Origin of the sequence: Ochrobactrum vermis (genome assembly GCF_002975205.1) — a bacterium.
Classification (GTDB): Bacteria; Pseudomonadota; Alphaproteobacteria; order Rhizobiales; family Rhizobiaceae; genus Brucella; species Brucella vermis.
This window is the reverse complement of sequence record NZ_PCOC01000002.1, coordinates 1,554,514-1,576,527: the sequence shown is the minus strand read 5'-3', so window position 1 is coordinate 1,576,527 and position 22,014 is coordinate 1,554,514. Positions and strand designations below refer to the sequence as shown.

Sequence of the window (22,014 nt, the reverse complement as noted above, 5' to 3'; positions counted from 1 at the left end):
AGGAGACTTGTCCCGGATTGAAAATGTCGAAGAGAAACGTCGCGCCTTAATTGGAAAAGTGGAGTCCGCTTTTCCAGGGGCATGTTTTAAGCCGCGACAGGATCGGCGGTTTCCTCCAACCAATCACGATAGACTTCACGCAGGCCGTCCTCCAGACGAATTTGTGGCCTCCAGCCGAGCGCCCGCATTCGCGATGTATCGAGAAGCTTGCGCGGGGTGCCGTCGGGTTTGCTGAGATCATGTTCGAAACGACCTTCGTAACCGACAACCTGGGCGACCGTCAGCGCCAGCTCCTTGATCGAGATTTCGTCACCAGTCCCGATGTTCATTGGCTCGATGCCGTCATAGAAACGAAGCATGTGCAGGCAGGCATCGGCGAGGTCGTCCACATGCAGGAACTCTCGCAAGGGCTTGCCGCTGCCCCAAAGCGTGACATGGTCGATCCCGCGCACCTTGGCCTCGTGGATCCGCCGGATCAGCGCCGGCAGGACATGCGAGCTGTTGGGATCGAAATTGTCGTTTGGACCATAAAGATTGGTCGGCATCGCCGTCATGAAATGGCTGCCGTATTGCCGTGCACAGGCCTGCGCATATTTCAGCCCTGCGATCTTGGCGATGGCATAAGCTTCGTTGGTGGCTTCCAGAGGCCCTGTCAACAAGGCTTCCTCTGTCAGAGGCTGCGCCGCATCGCGTGGATAGATACAGCTTGAGCCAAGCCACAACAGGCGCTCGACGCCGCTCTGCTGGGCCGCGCGAATGATGTTCATGCCAATGGCGAGATTGTCATAGAGAAAATCCGCCGGATATTGAGAATTGGCAAGGATGCCGCCAACGCGGGCGGCAGCGATGATGATGACATCCGGCTTGCGACCGCTGATGAAATTCTCGGTCAGTCCCTGCCGGGTCAGATCGAGCGCGCTATGCGCTGCGGTGATGATGTCGCAATCCGTGCCCTGCAGGCGACGCAGTATGGCCGACCCGACCATGCCCGTATGCCCGGCAATGAATATCTTCTTGTCTTCGAGCGAATAGACGGGGGCAGGCGTGATTTCAGCCATAGAAGTCATTGCGTCCAACCTCCCGCATGATGTTGCGCAAATCCCAGTCGACCATCTCGGTAACGAGATTGTCAAAGCCCGTTGTATGCTGCCAGCCGAGGCGATTTTTCGCCTTGGAAGCATCGCCGAGAAGGAAGTCGACCTCGTTCGGACGGAAATAGCGGGGATCGATCTCGATCAGGCAATTGCCCGATTTTCGGTCGATGCCGATTTCTTCCGCTCCATCGCCATGCCATTCGATATCCTTGTCGACAGCCTTGAATGCGTGTTCGACAAATTCCCGCACTGTATGCGTTTCGCCGGTTGCCAGCACGTAATCGTCGGCGGTGTCTTCCTGCAGGATGCGCCACATGCCCTCGACATAATCACGGGCATGACCCCAGTCGCGGCGGGCATCGAGATTGCCGAGCCTAAGCTTGTCCTGAAGGCCGCGCTCGATGGCAGCGACAGCTCGGGTGATCTTGCGGGTGACGAAGGTTTCGCCGCGAAGCGGGCTTTCGTGATTGAACAGAATGCCGTTGGAGGCATGAAAACCATAGGCGTCCCGGTAATTCACAGTCGTCCAGTAAGCATAGAGCTTTGCCGTCGCATAGGGACTGCGCGGCGCGAAAGGCGTCTGTTCGTTCTGCGCCTGGGGCGAGCTGTTGCCGAAGAGTTCCGATGTGGAAGCCTGGTAGAAACGGCATGTCTTGCCGAGCCCCAGAATACGCATGGATTCGAGCAGCCGCAGCGTACCGAGCGCATCGGCATTCGCCGTATATTCCGGCGTTTCGAAACTCACCTGCACATGACTTTGGGCGCCGAGATTGTAGATCTCGTCGGGCCGCACTTCCTGAATGACACGACACAGATTGGTTGCATCCGTCAGGTCGCCGAAATGCAGGCGGAAACGAATGTCCTCCTCATGGGGGTCCTGATAGAGGTGATCGATGCGAGCCGTGTTGAACGAGGAAGACCGTCGTTTCAGACCATGCACGCGATAGCCTTTATTGAGCAGAAGCTCGCTTAGATAAGCGCCGTCCTGTCCGGTCACGCCGACGATGAGAGCTGTTTTCTCCTGCAAGGTGTTCCCTCCGACCAGAGTTTTGATGAAACCATGTTAGCTATTTTCCGCGCAGACAGAACGGCTCCAAAACGGCAATCGCGAGCCGGAACATCCCTCTTCGGATGAGGCTTGAAGCGCACCCGGTATGGCCGGTTTCACCCAAAGAGGTAGGCAGTTCGCCCGCTGTCTGTGTCGGCCATGCCTTTGGGTTTCTTGCGGTATCTGCCGCGCTGTTGCGATCCTCTGATCAACGGGATCGAGCAATAGGAAGTGAAATCATGCGTGTGGTGCTTGCCAATCGTTACTTCTACCCGGACCAGTCGGCGACCAGCCGGATGGTGACGAGCCTTGCCCATACGCTTGCGCGCGAGGGCATCGAAACGACAGTGCTGGCAAGCCGCAGCTATCACGACAAGCGGAAGGACGTTCTGCCCGCGCGGGAGACTATCGACGGTATCGATGTGCATCGCATATGGACCTCCGGCTTCGGTCGTGGAAAGCTTGTCGGGCGAGCAGTCGATTATGCGACTTTTCATCTGTCAGCGGCGGCGTGGTTCGCTTCCAATGCCCGCAAGGACGATGTCTGCGTGGTCTGTACCGATCCGCCGCTTCTGTCGGTTTCGGCAGCGCTGCCGATCCGCCTGCGCCGGGCAAAGCTGGTCAACTGGGTGATGGACCTTTTCCCTGAAACGGCGATTGAACTTGGTCTCATCAAGTCCGACACCGTTTCCGGCAAGCTCGCCATGATCCTGCGCAACTGGTCGATGCGCCAATCCGCGCTGACCATTTGCCCGATAGAGCGCATGGCCCATTATCTTTCGACAAGGGACATACCGGCGGAAAGCATGAGTGTGGTTCACCACTGGGCTGACCGCAACGAGATCGTTCCGGTGGAACCTGCGCAAAACCCTCTGCGTCGCGCCTGGGGGCTCGGCCGGAAATTTGTCATCGGATATTCGGGCAATTTCGGCCGCGCGCATGAGTTCAAGACGGTTCTCGATGCTGCCGAACGGCTCCGGCATATGAAAAGCATCGTTTTTCTGATGATAGGCGAGGGGCAGCAGCGCGGCTTCGTCGAAAGCGAAGTCAAACGGCGGCGATTGACCAATGTGATGATGAAACCGTTTCAGCCCGTGGAAAAGCTTTCCGAAAGCCTTGGCGCGGCCAATGTGCATCTGGTTTCCCTGAAGCCGGAGCTGGAACATTGCATCGTGCCCAGCAAGTTCTACGGCGTGCTTGCCGCCGCCCGCCCCACCATCTTCATTGGCGATACGCAGGGCGAAATCGGCACGATTGTCCGCGATTTTCAATGTGGCGTGGCGCTGAGGCCGGGCGATGTCGATGCGTTGGTCAACGCGATCCTGCATCTGCGTCATTCTCCTGTGGGACGCATGTCGATGGGCAATAATGCGCGTTACCTGATGGAAACGGCCTATTCGCGCGAATATGGCGCTGCCGTCTGGCAATCGGCCATTTCGCGGCTTGAGGAAAAGGCGGTGCCAGCAGTCATGCCGGTTCTCGATCGGCAGTTCCAGCCGAGGGAATTGTGATGGACGGGTCGGTTGTCGTCAGCCAGTTGGGTGCGCGGCGGCACTATGCCGTCCCGCGTATTTTTGCGAGCAATCAGAAACTGGCGCATTTCTATACAGATATATGCGCTTTTCAGGGATGGCCGCGTTTTCTCAGCAGCTTGCCTCCCACGGCGCTGCCGTCCTCTGTGCGGAGGCTGGTTGGACGCAAGCCCCAGGGCATTCCGCTGGAACAGATGACGAGTTTCCCAGGTTTCGGATTGCATTCCGCAGTGCGCAGGCTGGCCAACCAGACCGGGCCGAAATCCACCGCCAATGCGATATGGGCGGGGGAGACCTTTGGGCGTTTGGTGGCCGAAGGCGGGTTTCATGGTGCAGGCGGGGTGTATGCTTTCAGCGGCGAGGCAGTGGAAGTGCTGTCGGCCGCACGAAAAATGGGTCTGTGGACCGTCGTGGATCAGGTGATTGCGCCGCGCACTATCGTTGAACAGCTTGGATATGAAGAGGAACTGTTGAATCCGGGCTGGCAATTGCCGGTGGAGAACGACGGATATGCCGAGGCTTTTGCCGAGCGTGAACGAACCGAATGGCAGTTGGCCGATGTGGTTTTGTGCCCGTCGCCCTTTGTTGCCCATCATGTGATTGAAGAAGGTTGCGCACCGGAAAAGGTCGTCATGGTGCCGACAGGGGTCGATACGCGCTTTCAAATCGAGCGGAAAGCGCGGGCTCCAGGTAAATTACGCGTGCTGACGGTGGGGGCTGTCGGACTGCGCAAAGGCTCGCCATATGTCGGCGAGGTTTCGCGCCTTTTAGCCGGGAAGGTAGAATTCCGGATGGTCGGCCCGCTGGACCTGTTGCCGGAAGCACAGGCCAGACTTGCGGCTTCCGTCGAACTGGCAGGCCCAATTCCCCGCAGCGAGATGCGCCAGCAATTCGAATGGGCCGATGTTTTTCTGCTCCCGTCATTATGCGAGGGGTCGGCGATCTCCGTTTATGAAGCGCTGGCCGCCGGGCTGCCCGTCATTTGTACCGAAAACACAGGCAGTGTCGTTCGCAACGGCGTCGATGGCTACATCGTGCCGATCCGCGACGTCATGGAGACAGCCGAAATCCTGCAGGAACTGGCAGGCAATCCGGCGATGCTGGAACGGATGGGAGAGAATGCGCGGGAACGCGCTGCTGACTTTACTTTATCGCGTTACGGCGAACGGCTGGTTTCAGCAATATTTCAGGAGAAGCCGGTATGAACATAGTTCATGTCATCGGTTCCTACGATCCGGCCAAAGGCGGTCCGCAGGCCGTGGTTGTGCGGCTGGCAGCGGCGCAGGCCTCGCTTGGTCATGACGTGACGATTGTCAGTTACAGCGATGAAGAAATCAATCGACGAGCCGTAACCGCGACAGCATCAATTCCCGGTTTCGAGATGGTGCAGACACTGCTTCTGCCCATGCCCGATACGGTTGAGATGCTGCTCGGCTATCGTGCTGCGCAGGCGATGACCGGCTTGATCCGTGGTGCGGATTTTGTCCATCTGCATGGCGTATGGGAAACAAATCTCCTGCGTGCAGCCATGTTATGCCGTCGCTATCGCATGCCCTACTGCATATGCTGTTGCGGGATGCTCGACGTATGGAGCATGCAGCAGAGCGCCTGGAAGAAAAAGCTTGCCCTCAAGCTCGGCTTCCGACGAATGCTTGACGGCGCGGCCTTTATTCACGCGCTGAACGGAGACGAGATCGACTTGATGCGGCCTCTTGGTTTGAAGCCGCCGTCGATGATCATCCCGAATGGAATTTTTCTCAATGAGGTCGAGGGCGACGGGAATATTGTCGTTCGCGGTTTGCCAAAGCGGCGATATGTGCTGTTTCTGTCGCGACTTCATTACAAGAAAGGGCTCGATATTCTTGCTGATGCCTTCCGTCGGGTCGCTCCTCTATGTCCAGATGTGGATCTGGTAGTCGCAGGCCCTGACGGAGGGGCCGAAGAAGAATTCCGCCAGCGTATTCGTCAATACGGACTTGCAGCGCGGGTGCACATGACAGGCGGGCTGTACGGTCCGGCCAAGATCGCCGCCCTGAAGCAATCGGCATGCTTCTGCCTGCCGAGCCGTCAGGAAGGCTTCAGCGTTGCCATAACCGAGGCACTTGCCTGCGGCGTGCCGGTGGCGATTACCGATGCATGCCATTTCCCGGAAGTTGCCGAAGCCGGTGCCGGGGTGGTCTGCTCGCTCGATCCGATGGCAGTGGCTTCCGCGCTTGAACGGATTCTCGAAGATCCGGATCGCGCGAAGCGAATGGGTGCGGCCGGTGCCAAACTCGTGCGGGATAATTACACCTGGCCGCGTATCGCACTTCAGACGATTGCGGCCTATCAAAGCTTCCAGCTGCAAAAGACCGACGCCGCTGCAGGTCGCAAGGCGCTTCGATCCGTTCCGGCAGCCTGACTGTCAAGGCTTTCGCCGTGGCCGTACCGGCTTGGCCGGGTTGCCGGCATAGACCATCCATGGGTCCATATCGCGGAAACTGACCCCGCGCGCGCCGAGAACCGCGCCTTCACCGATGCTTACGCCCGGTCCCACGAAGGCTTCGGCTGCAACCCAGCCATAAGGTCCGATGTGAATGGGAGCAGCAGTAAGCGGAAAATCGGCCTGATCGATATTGTGCCCCGCCGTGCAAAGATGCGCGCGCTGCGAGACGATGGCGAAGGGTGCAAGCGTCACATGGGCCACGTTGTAGCAAAGCGCGCCTGGCCCGAGCGATGAATGCGCGCCCATGGTCAGATTGCCCGGCCACCAGATGCGTGCGCTGCCGCGTACAATGGCTGTTCTGTGAACATTCGCGCCGAAGATGCGCAGCACCGCGCCGCGCCAGCGCCACAGGAAGGATGGTGTCCACGCCGCCAGCACGAGCCAGCTCGCCTGCCAGCACAGACGCTGGATGCGGTGTCCCAATGTGAAGGTCGCGCCGCCCTCAAGGGGGCGTGACGCGCTCATTCTACCGGTAATGCCTTCTTGTTGTCGAGAATGGCCAATTTCTCTGGCGAGCGGTATCTCGCTGTCCGACGTCACGGTCATGATGACCATCCTTTCTGAAGGTTGGGGCCCCGGATCATCATTGAGCCGCTTTGTGACGGCGGAAGCGGGAGGTGTATCGACCGATTGCGGATTACGCAGAACGACAGAATGGGAACGAGGAACAAGGACATGTGAATCCAGACCGGCACGACCCAATCCGTGTGATGAGAGATGGAATGCATGGCCGGAACGATAGACAGCATGTAGACCAGTTGCCCCAGCATCTCGCCCGCCATCGCGGTTTCCCAAAGCCTGCGCATGGCCCAGGCAAGCAGCAGGAATTTCAGGGCCCCGAAATACCAGAATGACGAGAATGCATCGACCAATCCTGTTTCTGTCGTGCCAGTCAGCGGATTATAATCCCGGCCGGGTTCGGGGACGTCGAGATAGAGCGCTTCCTTGATATCGCCCCCGACGAGTTGTGCCGGAATGAATGTAAAGACGATACGGTTCCAGTGATATTTGCCGTAGTCGAATTCCAGCCGCCGATCGATTTCATCAATACGTTGCACGGCATTGCGCATTTCCGGGCCACCGCGCTCAAGGGTGCTGCGAAAATTGGCTGCATAGTCGATTTCCAGAATCTCATCGAGGACGAAGCTAGCATCCGTGCGCGTAACCTGCCGATAGTCGCCCATGCTTGTCATCAGAAACGTGCCAGCCAGAATGCCGATTGCCATGATCGTGCGAGGAACGACAATGCGTCGGTAGAACCAGAGGGGCAGAAGGAACATGAGGACAAGCTGGATGGTCTCTGCGCGCTTTCCGGTAACGAGAATACGGTCGAGGTAGAAGACCAGGTCGAACAGGATGACTGCCAGCGCAAACCATGACGGCCGACGCACAAAGCAGAGCACTGCGATGGCCAGTCCGTAGGGCATGAGCTGCGCGAAGAAGAGATAGACGACTGGCATGCCGGTCATTTGCATGCCGATGGAAACATCTCCGGGCAGACGGCTCAAGAGGAAGTAGAACACGGCGCCGAAAACCGACAGGCCGGCAGCGGCCCAAATCAACCTGCGCTCGCTGAAGCTGACGCTGAGAAATCCGATCGGCCTTTTCGCCATGCGCCAACCGAGCGCCAGCATTGCAAATGACAGAATGCCCATGATCATTGTCTTGGCATAGGCGCCGGAAGGCAGAAACTGATCGTAAACAAGGGCGGGCAATTGCGGCAGCAGGAAACCGAAGGTCATCACGCCTGCCAGGAACGGAAACTGATACATTCGTTCCGGACGGAAAAAGAGGCCGCCAGCCAGAAAGCAGAGGACGAAGCCTGTGAAGATCCAGGTGAGCGAGAGGTTCATTGGGTAACCCCCGCAGCAGCGCATACATCTGAAAGATCAGGCGCCGGTTCGCTCGCGGATAGATCGTGCGGGAAGATGCGGCCTGAAAGCAGATACCAGCCGAGCTTTACATATTCTTTGGCGACCAGCTCCATATCTGCGGATGTCGCCGGAAAACCGGGGCGACCGTCATCACCGCCGATGGGAGACGAGATGAAGCGCATCTGCGGACAGGCGGCGCGAAAGCTCGCTATAGCGCGGCGCGAATGATACCAGTTGGTCACGATTAGGGCGCTTCTGGCCTGTATTTCGCGCAGGACGGGTGCTGAAAATCGGGCATTCTGCCATGTGCTGCCCGACTGGCATTCCACGAAGATAGCCGACGGCTTCACACCCTTACGTATCATGATCCGCTTGTTGTAGAGGCAGTCACCGTCACCGGTGACGAGGATCACGGGCGAGCGGCCTTCCTTCCAGAGGCGAGCCGCCTGTGCCGCGCGAGGCGGGCCATCCCCGCCGGGGACGACGATCACATCCGCTCTGCCGCCATCATCCTGCAAGGTCAAAACCGGCTCCGAGAAAAACATCGCGGCAATCCCGAACAGAACGGCACAAGGCAGAATGATGAGCATCATCATATCAAACGCCGTTCCGTTGCGTCGGTTTCCAGCGGGTGCCTGACTGACGGAGTGCTCCCGTGGAGCGCGGACTGGCGCTGGCGCTGCTCTTCTGTCTTGACGACGATCATGAACTCGTAAGCCGAAAGCAGGCGGCAATAGAGATAACCGGGCTTGCCGTCGAGAAAGCCGCGGCGCAGCAGATACATATAGAGGAAGCGCAGGCTCGGCCTGAACGGCATGTGATAGGAGAGCGATTTCAATGCCCGCCGCCGCCGCTCCGGAACCGTCGAAAGAATGCCACCCCAATCGATCTTGCGTTCGAGCAGGCGTGAGGCGGATAGGTCAGCCTCTGCGGAAGAATAGCGGTTGTGCTTGTCGTACCAGGCTTCGAGGCCCTTGTTGAAGCTGTAATGGATGAAATGGGCTTGCAAGGCACCTTCCGGTCCGCCGCTGGCGCGTGAATGCACCGAGCGTTCGAACCGAACCCGGTCAGGTCTTACCAGTCGGGTGATCCAGGTTGGGTAAAGGCTTGCATGACGAATCCACCGCCCCATGAACATGTTTTTGTAACGCGCCTTGAAGAAGACTTCGGGCCGCTTGGGATCGGAGGCGATTGCCAGCATTTCATCGCGCAGGTCCGGCGGTGTGATCTCATCGGCATCAGGTGTGTAGACCCAGTCATGCTTGAACTTGATTTCCGTGAGGCCATACATGCGCTGGCGGTCTTCGGTGTCATAGGCATGCTGGAAAACGCGAGCGCCTGCCGCTTTTGCGATTTCGACCGTGCGGTCGCAGCTGTAGGAATCGAGGATGACGATATCGTCGCACCAGTCCAGCGAAGCCAGGCAGGTAGGCAGGTTGACCTCTTCGTTCAGCGTCATGATGAGTACGGAAACGTTCATGAAGTTGCCCCGGGATAAGTGATGTTCGGTTTGGTGTTTGAATTGCCCTCGGCCATCGAAGCGGCAACAGCCTGACGCATGCCTCTGGTCATTCGCAGCACGAAAAGCGTGTGCGCTACGGCCGGGATCGCCAGCGCCAGAAGCATCGTCCAGACCGGTACGTCGAACCGGATGGCGATATAGGCGATGGCTCCTGCCGTGAGGTTGAGTGCCATAATTGCTACGGCAGTTTGCCCGCAGGAAAGTCCTGCATCCATCAGCAGATGATGCAGGTGCTGTCTGTCCGGTGAAAACGGGCTTCTGCGCGCCGACATGCGGCGCACGATCAAGCTTAACGTATCGATGACGGGAACGATGACGATCCAGATCAGGATGGGGAAGGCGACAGCGGCGGTTCCGCTCGCAAGAATGAGGATAAAACCTGCAAGGGCCGCGCCGAGAAGTGTGCTGCCGCCGTCACCAAGGAAGAGGCTTGCCTTTGCACGCCATCGATGCCGCATGTTGAAGACGAGAAAGCCGAGACATGCGGCTGCAAGGGCGAGCGCCTGCAACCCGATGCGATGCTCGCCGACACCAAAACCGATGACGGCCAGCCAGAAGAAGGCGGCAGCACTTGCCGAGCCCGCCAGTCCGTCAACGCCGTCACTCATATTGACCGCGTTGACAAGGCCGACAATGAAAGCAAGCGCGATGATCAGGAAAAGCGGCCCGGTCAGGACTTGCATCAACATTTCGGGGGTGGTCATCCCCGATGGCTCGATGCCTTCGGACGCAAGCCCGAGATAGGTTTGACGGATACCGGCGATGCCTATCATCAGGAAGGCTGCAAGCAACTGAATCGCGAGACGCGGTGCGACGGGCAGATTGAAACGGTCGTCGAGAACGCCCGTGACAAGGATCAGCACGAGCCCCGGCAGCAAGGCCATGGCATTTGCATGGCCTGAAACGCCGAGCGTTAGAAACGCAGCTACGGAAAACGAGAGAAAAATGGCAATACCACCGCAAAGCGGGACGTTTCCATCATGTCTCTTTCGGGCATCCGGGATGTCGATGAGATACCATTCGCGTGCCAGCCCGCGAAAACCGAGGCAGAAAGCAACGGAAAGGGCGAAGGCCAGAAGCGTTATCCAGGAAAGACTCGTCATGTCTCCTCCGAGGCGCGTTCACAAAGATCAAACTCTGGAAATTTTTACGCACTGACGCTGCTGTCCACGACTTGGCTTTAGAGCGTGCCCCATACTCCTTTCAGGTCAGGTGCTAACACCAAGGGCGACATTTCGTGCCGGTGACAAAGGACTATTCTGGGCGTGGTCTGGAAAATTGCGCCTGCGGACGCTTTTGCCCGTGCTGCTGTGTTTGGGGGACGAAATGGTAATGCGGAAAACGCCGACCATGCCTGAGATTACTCGTTGGAGCGGATCATGAATGGCAGTCGCAGAGGGTTTCTCATGGCGGCGCTTGAGCAGTATGCAGGACTGCTCTTCAACTTTGTGACTGTCGCTGCGGTGTCTCGTATTCTGGGGCCGGCCGAAACCGGAATGGGCGTAATCGGCTTGAGCCTTACGGCAATAGTGTTTTCGCTGCGCGAATTTGCCAGTCCCGAGTTCCTGATAAAGATCGACAAGGTACGCGATCAGGACGTCCAGACGTCGCTTACGTTCCTGATGGGCGTGACGGTTCTGCTGTCGCTGGTCCTCTATTGTACACTTGGGTACTTCGCCGAGTCTTATAACGATCCGAAACTGAAGCTGTTTCTCAGCATCACGATTGTTGCCGCATTGGTCGAAAGCCTCTCCTTGCCGGTTGTCGCCTTGCTGAGACGCGAAATGGCCTTTGGAACATTGGCGCGCATCCGCACTGCCGGATCCGGTTTGGGCGCACTGACGACCATTGCCATGGCCTTCTGCGGGTTCGGACATATGTGTTTTGCCTTCGGGCTGCTGGCAAGCGCGCTGATGACGACGGGACTCGCTGTCGCGATCCATCCTTTGAGAAGTCTGTTGCGCCCATCACTGGCCAGTTTCGATACGGCCTGGAGGTTCGGGATTTATCTTGGAGGAAATGCCGGGCTGAACAAGATCTGCATGACGCTTCCGCAGCTTCTGCTCGGGCGCTTCATGCCCATATCGGCAGTCGGAATCTACAACCGGGCCGATACGCTGAGCGGTTTGCCGGATCGCGTCATCCTCTCGGCTGTTTTTACCGTCGCATTCCCGATGCTTTCGGCGCAGGTCCGCTCTGGAGCAGACATCAGCCAGTCCTATATCCGCGCTTTGTCCTATATTACCGTCGCTTACTGGCCAGCGCAGGCATTGCTCGCGCTGCTTGCATATCCGGCCGTACATATCGTTCTTGGCCCCGGCTGGTCCGAAGCGGCGCCGATCGTAGCGATACTGAGCCTCGCCTGCCTTTTCTGGTTTCCGGTGATCTTGACCTATCCTTTGCTGATGGCATTGGGTGCGAACCGAGAGGCTTTCCTGTCCAATCTGCTCTCGCGACTGGTTGCGCTCACCGTTATAAGCACCGCTGCATTTTACGGCCTGCTGGCCGTTGCACTTGGTCAGTTCATCAGCCTGCCGATACAGATGGTTATAGCCATCGTATTCGTGCGCAGGCATGTGGCCTTTTCCTACGCTGTGCTTGGACGGGCGTTGTTGAAGAGCGGACTGGTTACCCTGTTCACACTGGCCATACCGCTGGCGATGGTGGCGGTGAACGGTTTCTCACTGGAAATTCATTGGACCACCGGCGTTTCGATGGGGCTCATCGCAGCGTTCAGTTGGCTAGGCGCGGTGTTTCTAGTGCGACACCCCTTCGCCGCCGAGCTCACACCGATGCTGGGCTGGATTTCCGGAAAACTATGGATGCGGCGTGTGCACCCGTCGGCCCCGACCCCCGCAGAATAGGACGGTTTGTCATGAACGAATGCAAACTGGAACCGCCGACGATCGATGTTGCCATTCCCAACTTCAATTACGGTCGCTATCTTTCCGCCTGCGCCAACAGCGTTTTGCAGCAATCGGGCGTCAATGTCCGTCTGCTCATCATCGACAATGCCTCAACTGACAACAGCGTTGCGGTGGCAAGGGGGCTTGCAGCCAGCGACAGCCGCGTCGAGTTGCTGCTTCGTCCGAAAAATCTGGGGCCACATGCTTCATTCAACGAAGCCATAGACTGGGCCGCATCCGACTATTTCCTGATCCTGTGTTCGGATGACCTGTTGGCGCAAGGTGCGTTGGAGAGGGCGACAAAAGTGCTGTCGCACCATGCGGATATTCACCTCGCGCATGGTGCGACAGGCAGGATAAAAGCTGAAGACAGCGCGCCCCGCCTGACGGCCAGCGGGCTGGTGTCGAATGAGTGGAGAATATCATCCGGGGAAGAGTTTATTGAATTTGCCTGCCGGCATGCGTTCAATCCCATTACCGGCCCGACGGCGGTCGTCAGAACTGCGATCCAGAAAGAGGTGGGTTATTACCGCACGTCACTTTCCCATACCGACGATCTTGAAATGTGGTTGCGCATCGCAACACGCGGTTCCATTGCTTCAACCAGCCAGACCCAGGCTTTTGCGCGTTCGCACCCCCAGAACCAATCGGCGATGGTGAATGGCATCCTGTCCTGGAATCGGGAATTCGAGGCTGGCTTTCGGTCATTCTTCGATCATGAGGGCGCCTGCCTGCCGCACCGGCATCGTTTGTTTGCAATGGTTCAGGATTGCCTGACGAAGCGCGCCTATTGGTCTGCAATCTCCAATCTGGCACGGCGACCGAAGGTGGCGGGTTCGCTGATGGCGTTCGCGCTGAAGCGGGAGCCATTGCTGGCAGTCATTCCACCCTTCGACTATCTGTTGAAACGGTCTGCCTGGCGAAGTGCGCGCGGTGACTGAATTGCGGGATCAGTCGCCTGCCTGACACTATCGAGAAAAGTGGCGCGGAGAATTTCTTCCTGCCTCGCCAACCGGTTGTGATACTGCTCCACTCCGGCCTGCACTTTCCTGACCAATGTTGTTCGTTGCTCGAAAGCAAGATCGACCTGGGAGAGGATGGTTGCAGGATCGAAGCTTTCGATCTGGTGGCAGAATGCCTCGAGCCCGGTATCCTGCAACAATGCATCGTTCTTGCTCGCATAAGCCAGCGAGATTGTCGGGCGCTTCATAGCCAGAGCGCAGACGATGTTGTGGTAGCGACTGGCGATGACGATGTCTGTCTTGGCGATCTGCTGCATGAGCTCATGCAGGGATGCGATCGGTTCAAATACGACATTTTCCGCTTCAGCCGGGGTAAGTCGCTCCAGTATATCGCCTGCCGCCTCTATATCGCCCTTGCCGCCAATCAGCAGACGGACTTGACGACCGCCGGTCACAAGTTTTTTTACAAGCGTTGTCATTTTGGCGAGGTATTCAGCGTAGATGGCATCGCCGTCATTCTCGTTCTTTTTCCATCCGCGATAGATCATGACGCCGATGCCCACGCATTGATCCGAGCCGGTCCGATGTTCATCTGGAACCGTCGGTAGAGCAAAGGCGATGTCTGCACTGACGAAATCCCCGGCGTTGTTTACGCCCAGCCGCTTCATAAAGTCATGGGAAACCTGATCTCGATAGGAACGGAAAGCCGCCAGCATGGAAGCCCAACGAATGAAGACCCGGCTCAACGGATGCGCGACTGGTCCGGCACCGATCGACACAAAAATCAGACGCGTGCTGGCAAGCTTTGCCGCCAGGGACCACCGTAACATTGCGAATGGCCAGCCGAAGGGGTTCTCGTTGAAATCATCCAGTATGCCGGTGCCCGGCACAACAATGAGATCGAGCTGAGAGGCAAGCAGAAGCGCGCAGCAAAAGCCGACTATTCGGCGGGGAAAATGCAACAATGCCTTGTTGATTGCCCTGAGTATCCAATTTGATGGATCCGGGCGGGAGACAGGCTGGGCCGGAACATCGAATGTCTGCGTGACGACGTCTGGTTTGGAGCAGATGCAAACGAGTTGTGCATCGGGACAGTTGCGCTTCAGGAGCTGCAACATGGCTTCCAGCGAACCGTCATTGCCGGTGTTGCCGGAACCGAACTGCCCGAGAAGACCTATTCTCATATGCGTTTCTCCCATTACAGCGACAGGCTAATGCCGGACGCCTCGTCAGGAAAACTGGCAGAAGGGTGAACACCATCCTCTATTGTAGGAGGGGGTGTACCCCTCATAGCCGAAATGCGCGTCATCGCAATTTCGATACACTGGCCAGCGGTATATCCATTGCCCCCCGATATACCGGAGTAAGGCTTCGAGGGAGTTGTTCCCTCGAAGTCTTGTCTCCCTTGAAATGTCCATGTGGTAACAAGGTTCTGGCGATGAAATGTGCTTACTTTGTCCGTCCCCACATCGGCGGGACCTATTCGGTTTTCACACGGCTGCGCTCTTCGCTCGGCCAGTCGGGTGTGGAGCTCCGCTGGCTTGCCGCAGGTGCGGCGGGCGACACCATCAGCGTGCCCGCTGGACAGGGACTAGAGGATGCGCTTCGCAAGGGCGATGCCATCGACCGTATGGGCGTGCTGGATGAAGAAACGCGCGCCAGGCATATGATCGGCTTTCTGCGGGAAAACCGTTTCGACGCCGTTTTCGTCAATGTTCTCTCGAACCGTTTTGAAACCAATCTGGTACGCTATTTGCCAGCCGATATCCTGCGCGTCATGATCGTGCATAACATCACGCCCGGCACCTATGCTGCGGCAAGAGCGATCCGCGATCATGTCCACGCGACGGTCGGCGTCTCGAAACGCTGCCGCGACGATCTGGTGCGTCAGCACGGTTTCGATGCGGCGCGCACGCTGGTCATTCCGCACGGGCTGAACCGTGACATTCATCTGTCGCGCAACGTCGTACGACTGGATGAGCGCAGCCCGCTACGGCTGCTTTATCTGGGACGGATGGAGGATAATTCCAAGGGCATTTTCTGGTTGCCGAACATTCTGCGCGGGCTCGACTGCCATTATCACCTGACCGTTGCGGGAAATGGTCCCGATCTGGAAGAGTTGCGCAATCGCCTTGCGCCATTCGGCGACAAAGTCAGTTTTACCGGCTGGGTTGCGCCTTCCGATGTGCCCTGGCTGGTGAGCCAGCATGACGTCATGGTCATGCCGTCGCGCTTTGAAGGGTTCGGTCTGACACTCATCGAGGCGATGAGCCAGGGATGCCCAGCCGTCGTTTCAAAGATTGCCGGTGTGACCGATACTATCGTCACCGATGGCGAAGATGGACTTCTGTTCCCCGTGGGCGATTTCCGTCAGGCGGCACGTCACATCAACAGGCTTGCACATGACCGCGAACTGCTGGCCGGCATGGCAAGTGCCGCTCAGCGGAAAGTTGAAACGGTCTTTGATAACGATATTGCCGGGCGCGCTTATGCGGGCCTTCTTGAGAATCTGGCCGAGGATCGGCCCGCCATTGCCGCGCCGCTGGCGCTTTCGCAATGGGCGATGCCGAACGCACTTCATTCAAGTCTGCGCAGCCGCCTGCCGAAACCGGTCAAGAACTGGCTGCGCCAAGTGCGCGAGCGTCTGCATACAAGATGGTCTGCAGCATGAACCGTGAATAACAAAGGAGAAGGGGCATGAACCTTTTCACATCGCAGTTCCGCAATTCCCAATTGCTTGCCAGCAAGGCGCACGCGCTTATTCCGGGCGGCTGTCACACCTATGCCAAGGGCGACGACCAGTATCCGGTTCTGGCGCCAGGTTTTATCCAGCGCGGTTCCGGCTCGCATGTCTTCGACGTCGATGGCCATGAATATATCGAATATGGCATGGGCAATCGTGCCGTCGGACTTGGCCACGCCTATCCGCCCGTTGTGCGTGCCGTGCGCGACGCCTTGCAGGACGGATGCAATTTCACGCGGCCAAGCGCCATCGAAGTCGAATGCGCGGAAAGCTTTCTGGAGTTGATCGACGGCGCGGAAATGGTGAAATTCTGCAAGGACGGCTCGGATACGACGTCTGGCGCGGTACGGCTCGCACGCGCCTATACGGGACGCGACATGGTTGCCTGCTGCGCCGATCATCCGTTCTTTTCCAGCGATGACTGGTTCATCGGAACGACGAAGATGAATGCAGGCATTCCTGCATCGGTTTCAGCTCTGACGGCGACGTTCCGCTACAATGACATTGCGAGCGTACAAGCCTTGTTCGAGGATTATCCGGGCCGTATCGCGGCCATCATCCTCGAACCGGCACGTGCAGATGAACCGCAGAATAATTTCCTGCAGGAAGCAAAACGTATCGCCCATGAAAACGGCGCTTTGTTCATTCTGGACGAGATGATTACCGGTTTTCGCTGGCATATGCGCGGGGCGCAGAAGCTTTATGATGTCGAACCTGATCTTTCCTGTTTCGGCAAGGCGCTGGGTAATGGTTTTGCGGTTTCCGCACTCGCAGGCAAAGCGGAATATATGCAGCTCGGCGGTCTGACCCAGACTGACCATCCTCGCGTATTCCTGCTTTCGACCACACATGGCGCGGAAACCCATGCCTTGGCTGCGGCGATTGCCACCATGACGATCTATCGCGACGAACCGGTGATCGAAAGGCTCCACGAGCAAGGCTCCAAACTGGCAGAGGGTGTGAATGCGGTGATTGCCAGTCACGGGCTGCAGAACCACGTCCGGCTCTTCGGACGTCCGTGTTGTCTCGCCTATGGCACGTTCGACGAGAATGGCCAGCCGTCGCAGGCATTTCGTACTCTGTTTCTTCAGGAGACGATCCGGCGCGGCGTGCTGATGCCGTCGCTGGTCGTGAGCTACACCCACAGCGATACCGATATTGCACGCACGGTGGATGCAATTGATGGCGCGCTCGGCATTTATGTTCGCGCCTTGAACGACGGCGTCAGTTCCTATCTGACGGGGCGTCCGTCGCAGGTGGTCTATCGCCGCTTCAACAATGCACCGACCTATCCGCCGACGATGCGATGAAGCACTTCGCAGCGGCCTTGATCGCCGCAAGCCTGCTGGCGACGGTAGTGAAGCCGACATATGCTGCGGATCTGTTTCCAATCAAGATCGGACAGGAACGGCGCATATTCGAGGATGCGACGGGCAAGCCGTTCCTGTTGCAAGGCGATACCGCGTGGTCTCTGATCGCAGAATTGAAGCGCGAGGATGTCGAGACCTATCTTCAGGATCGCAGGAAACGTGGCTTCAATACAATTCTGGTCAGTCTTGTTGAGCACTACTTCTCGAGCCATCCGCCCGCCAACGCCTATGGCGAAAAGCCTTTCAAGGGCGATGCCTTCGGCGAACTCAACCCGAAATATTTCGATCACGCCGCCTGGGTGATCGGGCGTGCGGAAGAACTCGGCTTCGTCGTTTTTCTTGCTCCCGCCTACCTTGGGGTGAACGGCGGCAACCAGGGTTGGTTCTCCAAGGCGCAGGCTGCCGGTCCGGAAAAAATGCGTGTCTATGGTCAGACGATTGCTCGGCGATTTGCGGAATTTCATAATATTGTCTGGGTCTTGGGCGGAGATTTTGATGCGCCGGATCGGCGGCTTGTCTCTGATCTGGCTGAAGGCATAGCGCTTGTTGCTCCAGGCGCCCTCCAAACCGTGCACTCTGGTCGCAAGACCAATACGGCGGAACTCTGGGCCGATCAGCCCTGGCTGAGTTTCGATACGGTTTATACGTATGACGATGTTCATGCAGCGATTTCCGCACGGCGAAAAGCGGCAAAGATGCCGGTTATTTTGCTGGAATCGGGCTATGAGTTCGAGCGGGAGACGACTGCGCGGACGATCCGTCGTAATGCCTATGGCGCGTTGTTGGCGGGTGCCGCCGGGCAGTTCTTTGGTAATAACCCCATTTGGCATTTCACCGGGCCGGGGATCTCCACGGCTGATCGCACCTGGCAGGAAGCGCTCGACAGCCCCGGCGCGCGGTCGATGACCGCGTTAAAGAGGCTCTTCGATAAGCTGCCATGGCCGCAGCTCCAGCCTGATAGCGAAGGAGCTATTTTGGCAGGCGCGGAAAACTATGCCGCATCACTGCCTGACGGCACATTGTCAGTGATCTATGGCGACGCCGGTGGTTTTGCGGTGCAGAAAGCGGTGGTCAAACAAGGCTGGAAGGCAGTCTGGTACGATCCGGTTTCCGGCACGTTCGCGGATGCGGGCCAGCCGAAGGTCGACGGATCAATTGCGAGCTACATGCCGAAGCAGGCACAAAATGACGGCGGCGGAGCCGACTGGCTTTTGTTGATCGGCAGTGCTGCGCGCTTGCAGGACATCCAAAAGAGGTAGGCGATACGCCGTTTCACGCTTTTTTATAAACGGTTGTCCTAACCGGACATGCCTTCGGTCAAGTCGTCGCTCCGGCCCTCTCTGGCTAACATGCATTTATGGAAGCTTGAGGAGTCGGACATGAAAGTACTGGTTACGGGCAATCAGGGCTATATCGGGTCGGTCATGGTGCCGGTCCTCATGAATGCGGGACATGACGTGTCCGGCTATGACATTGGCCTCTACGAACATTGTCTATTCGAAGAAGGCGGCGCCGTCATGAACGTGCCGACCATCCGAAAGGACGTGCGCGATGTATCGCCACGCGATCTGGAGGGGTTTGATGCGGTTATTCATCTTGCGGCACTCTCCAATGATCCGCTGGGCAATCTCAACGAGGAACTGACCTACGACATCAATCATCGGGCGAGCGTTGCCGTGGCGAAAGCCGCCAAACGCGCCGGTGTGGGGCGCTTTCTTTTCGCCTCATCCTGCAGCAATTACGGTATCAGCGATGCCGATCTGATTGATGAAAGCGGCGAGCTGAAACCGGTGACGGCCTATGGCCGGTCCAAGGTGCGGGCAGAACAGGAAATCCGGGAACTGGCGGATGCAAGTTTCTGCCCGGTCTATCTGCGGCCTGCAACGGCTTACGGTGTTTCGCCTTTCCTGCGTTTCGATATCGTACTCAACAATCTCGTGGCCTGGGCGGTGACGAAAGGGCTGATTTATCTCAAGTCCGACGGTACGCCCTGGCGACCCATCGTGCACATCCGCGATATTTCCCGCGCCTTCATGGCGGCTATGGAAGCACCACGCGAGAAAGTCTGGAACGAGGCCTTCAATGTGGGCTCGACGGAGCACAATTACCGCATCCGGGACATTGCGGGCATTGTTGCCGACAATGTTCCCGATTGCCGCATCGAATATGCGGACGATGCTGGGCCTGATACGCGCTCCTACCGCGTCAGCTTCGAGAAGCTGGCACGGGTGCTGCCGGAGGCAAAGCTGGAATGGGACGCCGTTGCCGGTACGCGTGAACTGCTTGCCGCCTATAGCCGCTCTACGCTGACGCTTGAGGAATTCGAAGGACCGCGCTTCCAGCGCATCGCTCACATCCGCAAGCTGATTGCGGAAGGCGTGCTGGATGCCGATCTGCGCCGTGCTGACGAGCAAGCCCAACCGCTTCGGGCGACAGCGTGATGGATACAGGGGCGGGGCACAAAGGCGTTGAAATTGCCGTTCCTCCCTTGTCGAACGGGACGGCAATCTACGATCTTGCGGCCCGCCTTTATCCGGTCTGCCGTAGTCTCGCCGGTGATGGCGTGCGCGAAACGCTTGGCATCATCGGGGAACATCTGCCGCTTACCATCCATCAGGTCCCGACGGGTACACCGCTTTACGACTGGAAAGCGCCGCAGGAATGGATCATCCGCGAAGCCTATATTGCGGATGTGAACGGCAATCGCATCGTCGATTTTGCCTGGCATAATTTGCATGTGGTGAATTTCAGCGTGCCAGTGCGAGCGCGAATGCCGTTCAATGCGCTGAGGGAGCATATTCACACGCTGCCCGACCAGCCGGACCTCATTCCCTATCGCACCTGCTATCACGCGGAGGGCTGGGGCTTCTGCATGACGCATAAGGCGTTTCTGTTAATGCAGGACGGTGATTATGACGTCGTGATCGATGCTGAGCGCCGCGACGGTTTTCTGACCTTCGGCGAATTCATTCACCGGGGAGAAACCGACGAGACATTCATCCTGTCGGCCCATCTTTGCCATCCATCGCTGGCCAACGACAATTGCTCCGGACTGGCGCTTTTGACCCGTCTTGGCGAAGTGCTGCAATCGCGGGACACGCACCTCACATATCGCCTGCTTTTCGGCCCGGCGACTTTCGGCGCTCTTGCATGGCTCAGGCAGAACGAGGAACAACTGGGGCTGGTCCGGCACGGGCTGGTTGTGTCCTGCGTCGGGGATGCCGGCGGGCCGCATTACAAGCGCAGCCGTCGCGGCAATGCGGAAATAGACCGTATCATGAGCCATGTTCTTGGCGATTGCGGCCTTGTCCATGCGACGATGCATGATTTCTGGCCCTATGGCTATGACGAGCGCCAGTTCTGCTCGCCGGGATTCAATCTGCCTGTCGGCATGTTTCAGCGCAGCCTTTATGGCACGTTTCCAGAATATCACACATCGGCCGACAATCTCGATTTCATCAAGCCGGACTATCTCGAACAGTCTTTCAACATGGTCTTGCAGGCCATTGAAATCGCTGAACGAAACTGGTGGCCGCTGAACACGTCGCCAAAGGGAGAGCCGCAGCTTGGACGCCGTGGTCTCTATGGAAACATGGGTGGCGACAGCCGTGCTGCGCAAAATGCCATGGCGCTGTTGTGGGTGCTTAATCTGGCGGATGGCGAACATTCCATCCTCGATATGGCAGAGCGTGCGAAACTGCCCTTTTCAACGCTTGCCGACGCTGCTGACCGGCTCCGCGAAGCGGGGTTGCTGGTGCAGAGTTAAAGTAGCGGCCAGGCCAGATCCTTGTCGGAAATGACGCTCGGCTTGTTCGGCCACAATATGCCGAGAGACGGATCGTCGTAGCGTAAACCCGTCGCATAATCAGGCGCATAGGGCCTGGAAATCATGTAGCGCACGAGGACGTCGGGCGTCAGGGTCTGGAAGCCATGCGCGCATCCTTCGGGGATATAGAGCTGCACGCCATTTTCTGCGGATAGTTCCACTCCGGTCCAGCGCTGATAGGTTGGAGAATGCGGACGCAGATCGACCAGAACATCCCAGATCACACCCTGCAAACAGGTGACAAGCTTCGTCTCGGAATGCGGTTCGCTCTGGAAATGAAGGCCGCGCAGGGTTCCTTCCTCGCGCGAAAAGGAGAGGCTGTGCTGCGGGAAATGGGTTTCCATCTGTCGCTCGGTGAAAGCCGCCTCGCAATAGACCCGTGCGAACCAGCCGCGCTCGTCTTCAAGCCTTTCCGGCTCGATAGACCAGGCTCCATCGATGTTGAGTGAAGTGAAACGCATGTCTTTGCCCCGGATTGCAGTACATCAGCATTCTGACAGGAGGGCAGTCCGGCGATAGAACCTTCTTCGATGCATCCGAATGGCCCTTCGGATGAGCCCAACCTGTCCGAATGAGGTAGGTTTCTACGCCCCCGCCGCCGTAGGGTGAAGATTGGGTATCTACTCCTCGTAGTCCGTCCGGTGAATGTCGC

At 57.8% G+C, this 22,014-nt stretch carries 19 protein-coding genes; 10 read left to right on the top strand and 9 right to left on the bottom strand.

Translation table 11 applies throughout. From position 1 onward, the window contains the following. Nucleotides 1–86: 86 nt before the first annotated feature. Both CQZ93_RS21600 and gmd read right to left on the bottom strand, forming a co-directional pair. Nucleotides 87–1,067 carry a GDP-L-fucose synthase family protein gene (locus tag CQZ93_RS21600; RefSeq protein ID WP_105544592.1) on the bottom strand — a complete coding sequence of 327 codons (981 nt, stop codon included), beginning with the start codon at nucleotides 1,065–1,067 and terminating at the stop codon, nucleotides 87–89. Beyond that, entirely contained in the window at nucleotides 1,051–2,121 is a 1,071-nt protein-coding gene (gene gmd, locus CQZ93_RS21595; RefSeq protein WP_105544591.1) for a GDP-mannose 4,6-dehydratase, read from the bottom strand. Before gmd ends, CQZ93_RS21600 begins: the two co-directional genes overlap by 17 nt. 260 nt (nucleotides 2,122–2,381) lie before the next feature. Between gmd and CQZ93_RS21585 the strand changes: the two genes are divergently transcribed. From CQZ93_RS21585 to CQZ93_RS21575, 3 genes are read left to right on the top strand one after another with little or no spacing between them, the layout of a single operon-like run. After that, a complete protein-coding gene (locus CQZ93_RS21585; RefSeq protein ID WP_105544589.1) occupies nucleotides 2,382–3,653 on the top strand; it encodes a glycosyltransferase family 4 protein in 1,272 nt (423 codons plus the stop codon). Further along, nucleotides 3,653–4,879 (top strand): glycosyltransferase family 4 protein, encoded by a 1,227-nt coding sequence (locus tag CQZ93_RS21580; protein ID WP_105544588.1) that lies wholly within the window; start codon nucleotides 3,653–3,655, stop codon nucleotides 4,877–4,879. The genes CQZ93_RS21585 and CQZ93_RS21580 overlap by 1 nt, the downstream gene beginning before the upstream one ends. Then, a complete protein-coding gene (locus tag CQZ93_RS21575) occupies nucleotides 4,876–6,075 on the top strand; it encodes a glycosyltransferase (protein WP_105544587.1) in 1,200 nt (399 codons plus the stop codon). Before CQZ93_RS21580 ends, CQZ93_RS21575 begins: the two co-directional genes overlap by 4 nt. A gap of 3 nt (nucleotides 6,076–6,078) precedes the next feature. On the opposite strand, the gene CQZ93_RS21570 is transcribed toward CQZ93_RS21575, so the two are convergent. The 5 genes from CQZ93_RS21570 to CQZ93_RS21550 all read right to left on the bottom strand — a co-directional run bounded on the left by CQZ93_RS21570 (nucleotide 6,079) and on the right by CQZ93_RS21550 (nucleotide 10,658). Then, nucleotides 6,079–6,624: a putative colanic acid biosynthesis acetyltransferase gene (locus CQZ93_RS21570; RefSeq protein WP_181153507.1), complete on the bottom strand. Its 546-nt coding sequence runs from the start codon at nucleotides 6,622–6,624 to the stop codon at nucleotides 6,079–6,081. A 77-nt stretch (nucleotides 6,625–6,701) separates the two neighbouring features. Then, the gene (locus tag CQZ93_RS21565) at nucleotides 6,702–8,012 is read right to left on the bottom strand and encodes a hypothetical protein (RefSeq protein WP_105544586.1); all 1,311 of its coding nucleotides are present in this window, start codon (nucleotides 8,010–8,012) and stop codon (nucleotides 6,702–6,704) included. Continuing rightward, on the bottom strand, nucleotides 8,009–8,626 hold the full coding sequence (locus CQZ93_RS21560) for a YdcF family protein (protein ID WP_422616114.1): 618 nt from the start codon (nucleotides 8,624–8,626) through the stop codon (nucleotides 8,009–8,011). The genes CQZ93_RS21565 and CQZ93_RS21560 overlap by 4 nt, the downstream gene beginning before the upstream one ends. Next, nucleotides 8,626–9,513, bottom strand: coding sequence for a glycosyltransferase family 2 protein (locus CQZ93_RS21555; RefSeq protein ID WP_105544584.1), 888 nt, complete (start codon nucleotides 9,511–9,513; stop codon nucleotides 8,626–8,628). The genes CQZ93_RS21560 and CQZ93_RS21555 overlap by 1 nt, the downstream gene beginning before the upstream one ends. Next, the gene (locus tag CQZ93_RS21550) at nucleotides 9,510–10,658 is read right to left on the bottom strand and encodes an MraY family glycosyltransferase (protein WP_105544583.1); all 1,149 of its coding nucleotides are present in this window, start codon (nucleotides 10,656–10,658) and stop codon (nucleotides 9,510–9,512) included. Before CQZ93_RS21550 ends, CQZ93_RS21555 begins: the two co-directional genes overlap by 4 nt. 276 nt (nucleotides 10,659–10,934) lie before the next feature. Here CQZ93_RS21550 and CQZ93_RS21545 point away from each other — a divergent pair, with 276 nt between their 5' ends. Together CQZ93_RS21545 and CQZ93_RS21540 are read left to right on the top strand one after the other, a co-directional pair. Further along, complete coding sequence (locus CQZ93_RS21545; RefSeq protein ID WP_105544582.1) at nucleotides 10,935–12,419, top strand: oligosaccharide flippase family protein; 1,485 nt, start codon at nucleotides 10,935–10,937, stop codon at nucleotides 12,417–12,419. Nucleotides 12,420–12,430: 11 nt separating this feature from the next. Beyond that, nucleotides 12,431–13,402, top strand: a complete 972-nt coding sequence (locus CQZ93_RS21540) for a glycosyltransferase family A protein (RefSeq protein ID WP_105544581.1) — start codon at nucleotides 12,431–12,433, stop codon at nucleotides 13,400–13,402. Here CQZ93_RS21540 and CQZ93_RS21535 read toward each other — a convergent pair. After that, complete coding sequence (locus CQZ93_RS21535) at nucleotides 13,357–14,607, bottom strand: polysaccharide pyruvyl transferase family protein (RefSeq protein ID WP_105544580.1); 1,251 nt, start codon at nucleotides 14,605–14,607, stop codon at nucleotides 13,357–13,359. The genes CQZ93_RS21540 and CQZ93_RS21535 overlap by 46 nt on opposite strands. A gap of 254 nt (nucleotides 14,608–14,861) precedes the next feature. Here CQZ93_RS21535 and CQZ93_RS21530 point away from each other — a divergent pair, with 254 nt between their 5' ends. The 5 genes from CQZ93_RS21530 (at nucleotide 14,862) to CQZ93_RS21510 (ending at nucleotide 21,302) form a co-directional block, all read left to right on the top strand. Next, nucleotides 14,862–16,094, top strand: a complete 1,233-nt coding sequence (locus CQZ93_RS21530; protein ID WP_105544579.1) for a glycosyltransferase family 4 protein — start codon at nucleotides 14,862–14,864, stop codon at nucleotides 16,092–16,094. Nucleotides 16,095–16,120: 26 nt separating this feature from the next. Further along, nucleotides 16,121–17,476, top strand: a complete 1,356-nt coding sequence (locus CQZ93_RS21525; RefSeq protein WP_105544578.1) for a glutamate-1-semialdehyde 2,1-aminomutase — start codon at nucleotides 16,121–16,123, stop codon at nucleotides 17,474–17,476. Further along, on the top strand, nucleotides 17,473–18,795 hold the full coding sequence (locus tag CQZ93_RS21520; protein ID WP_105544577.1) for a glycoside hydrolase family 140 protein: 1,323 nt from the start codon (nucleotides 17,473–17,475) through the stop codon (nucleotides 18,793–18,795). Before CQZ93_RS21525 ends, CQZ93_RS21520 begins: the two co-directional genes overlap by 4 nt. 120 nt (nucleotides 18,796–18,915) lie before the next feature. Further along, the gene (locus CQZ93_RS21515) at nucleotides 18,916–19,977 is read left to right on the top strand and encodes an NAD-dependent epimerase/dehydratase family protein (protein WP_105544576.1); all 1,062 of its coding nucleotides are present in this window, start codon (nucleotides 18,916–18,918) and stop codon (nucleotides 19,975–19,977) included. Further along, complete coding sequence (locus CQZ93_RS21510) at nucleotides 19,977–21,302, top strand: DUF4910 domain-containing protein (protein ID WP_105544575.1); 1,326 nt, start codon at nucleotides 19,977–19,979, stop codon at nucleotides 21,300–21,302. Before CQZ93_RS21515 ends, CQZ93_RS21510 begins: the two co-directional genes overlap by 1 nt. Here the strand turns inward: CQZ93_RS21510 and rfbC are convergent. Beyond that, nucleotides 21,299–21,823: a dTDP-4-dehydrorhamnose 3,5-epimerase gene (rfbC, locus tag CQZ93_RS21505; protein ID WP_105544574.1), complete on the bottom strand. Its 525-nt coding sequence runs from the start codon at nucleotides 21,821–21,823 to the stop codon at nucleotides 21,299–21,301. The genes CQZ93_RS21510 and rfbC overlap by 4 nt on opposite strands. Between the last annotated feature and the right edge of the window lie 191 nt (nucleotides 21,824–22,014).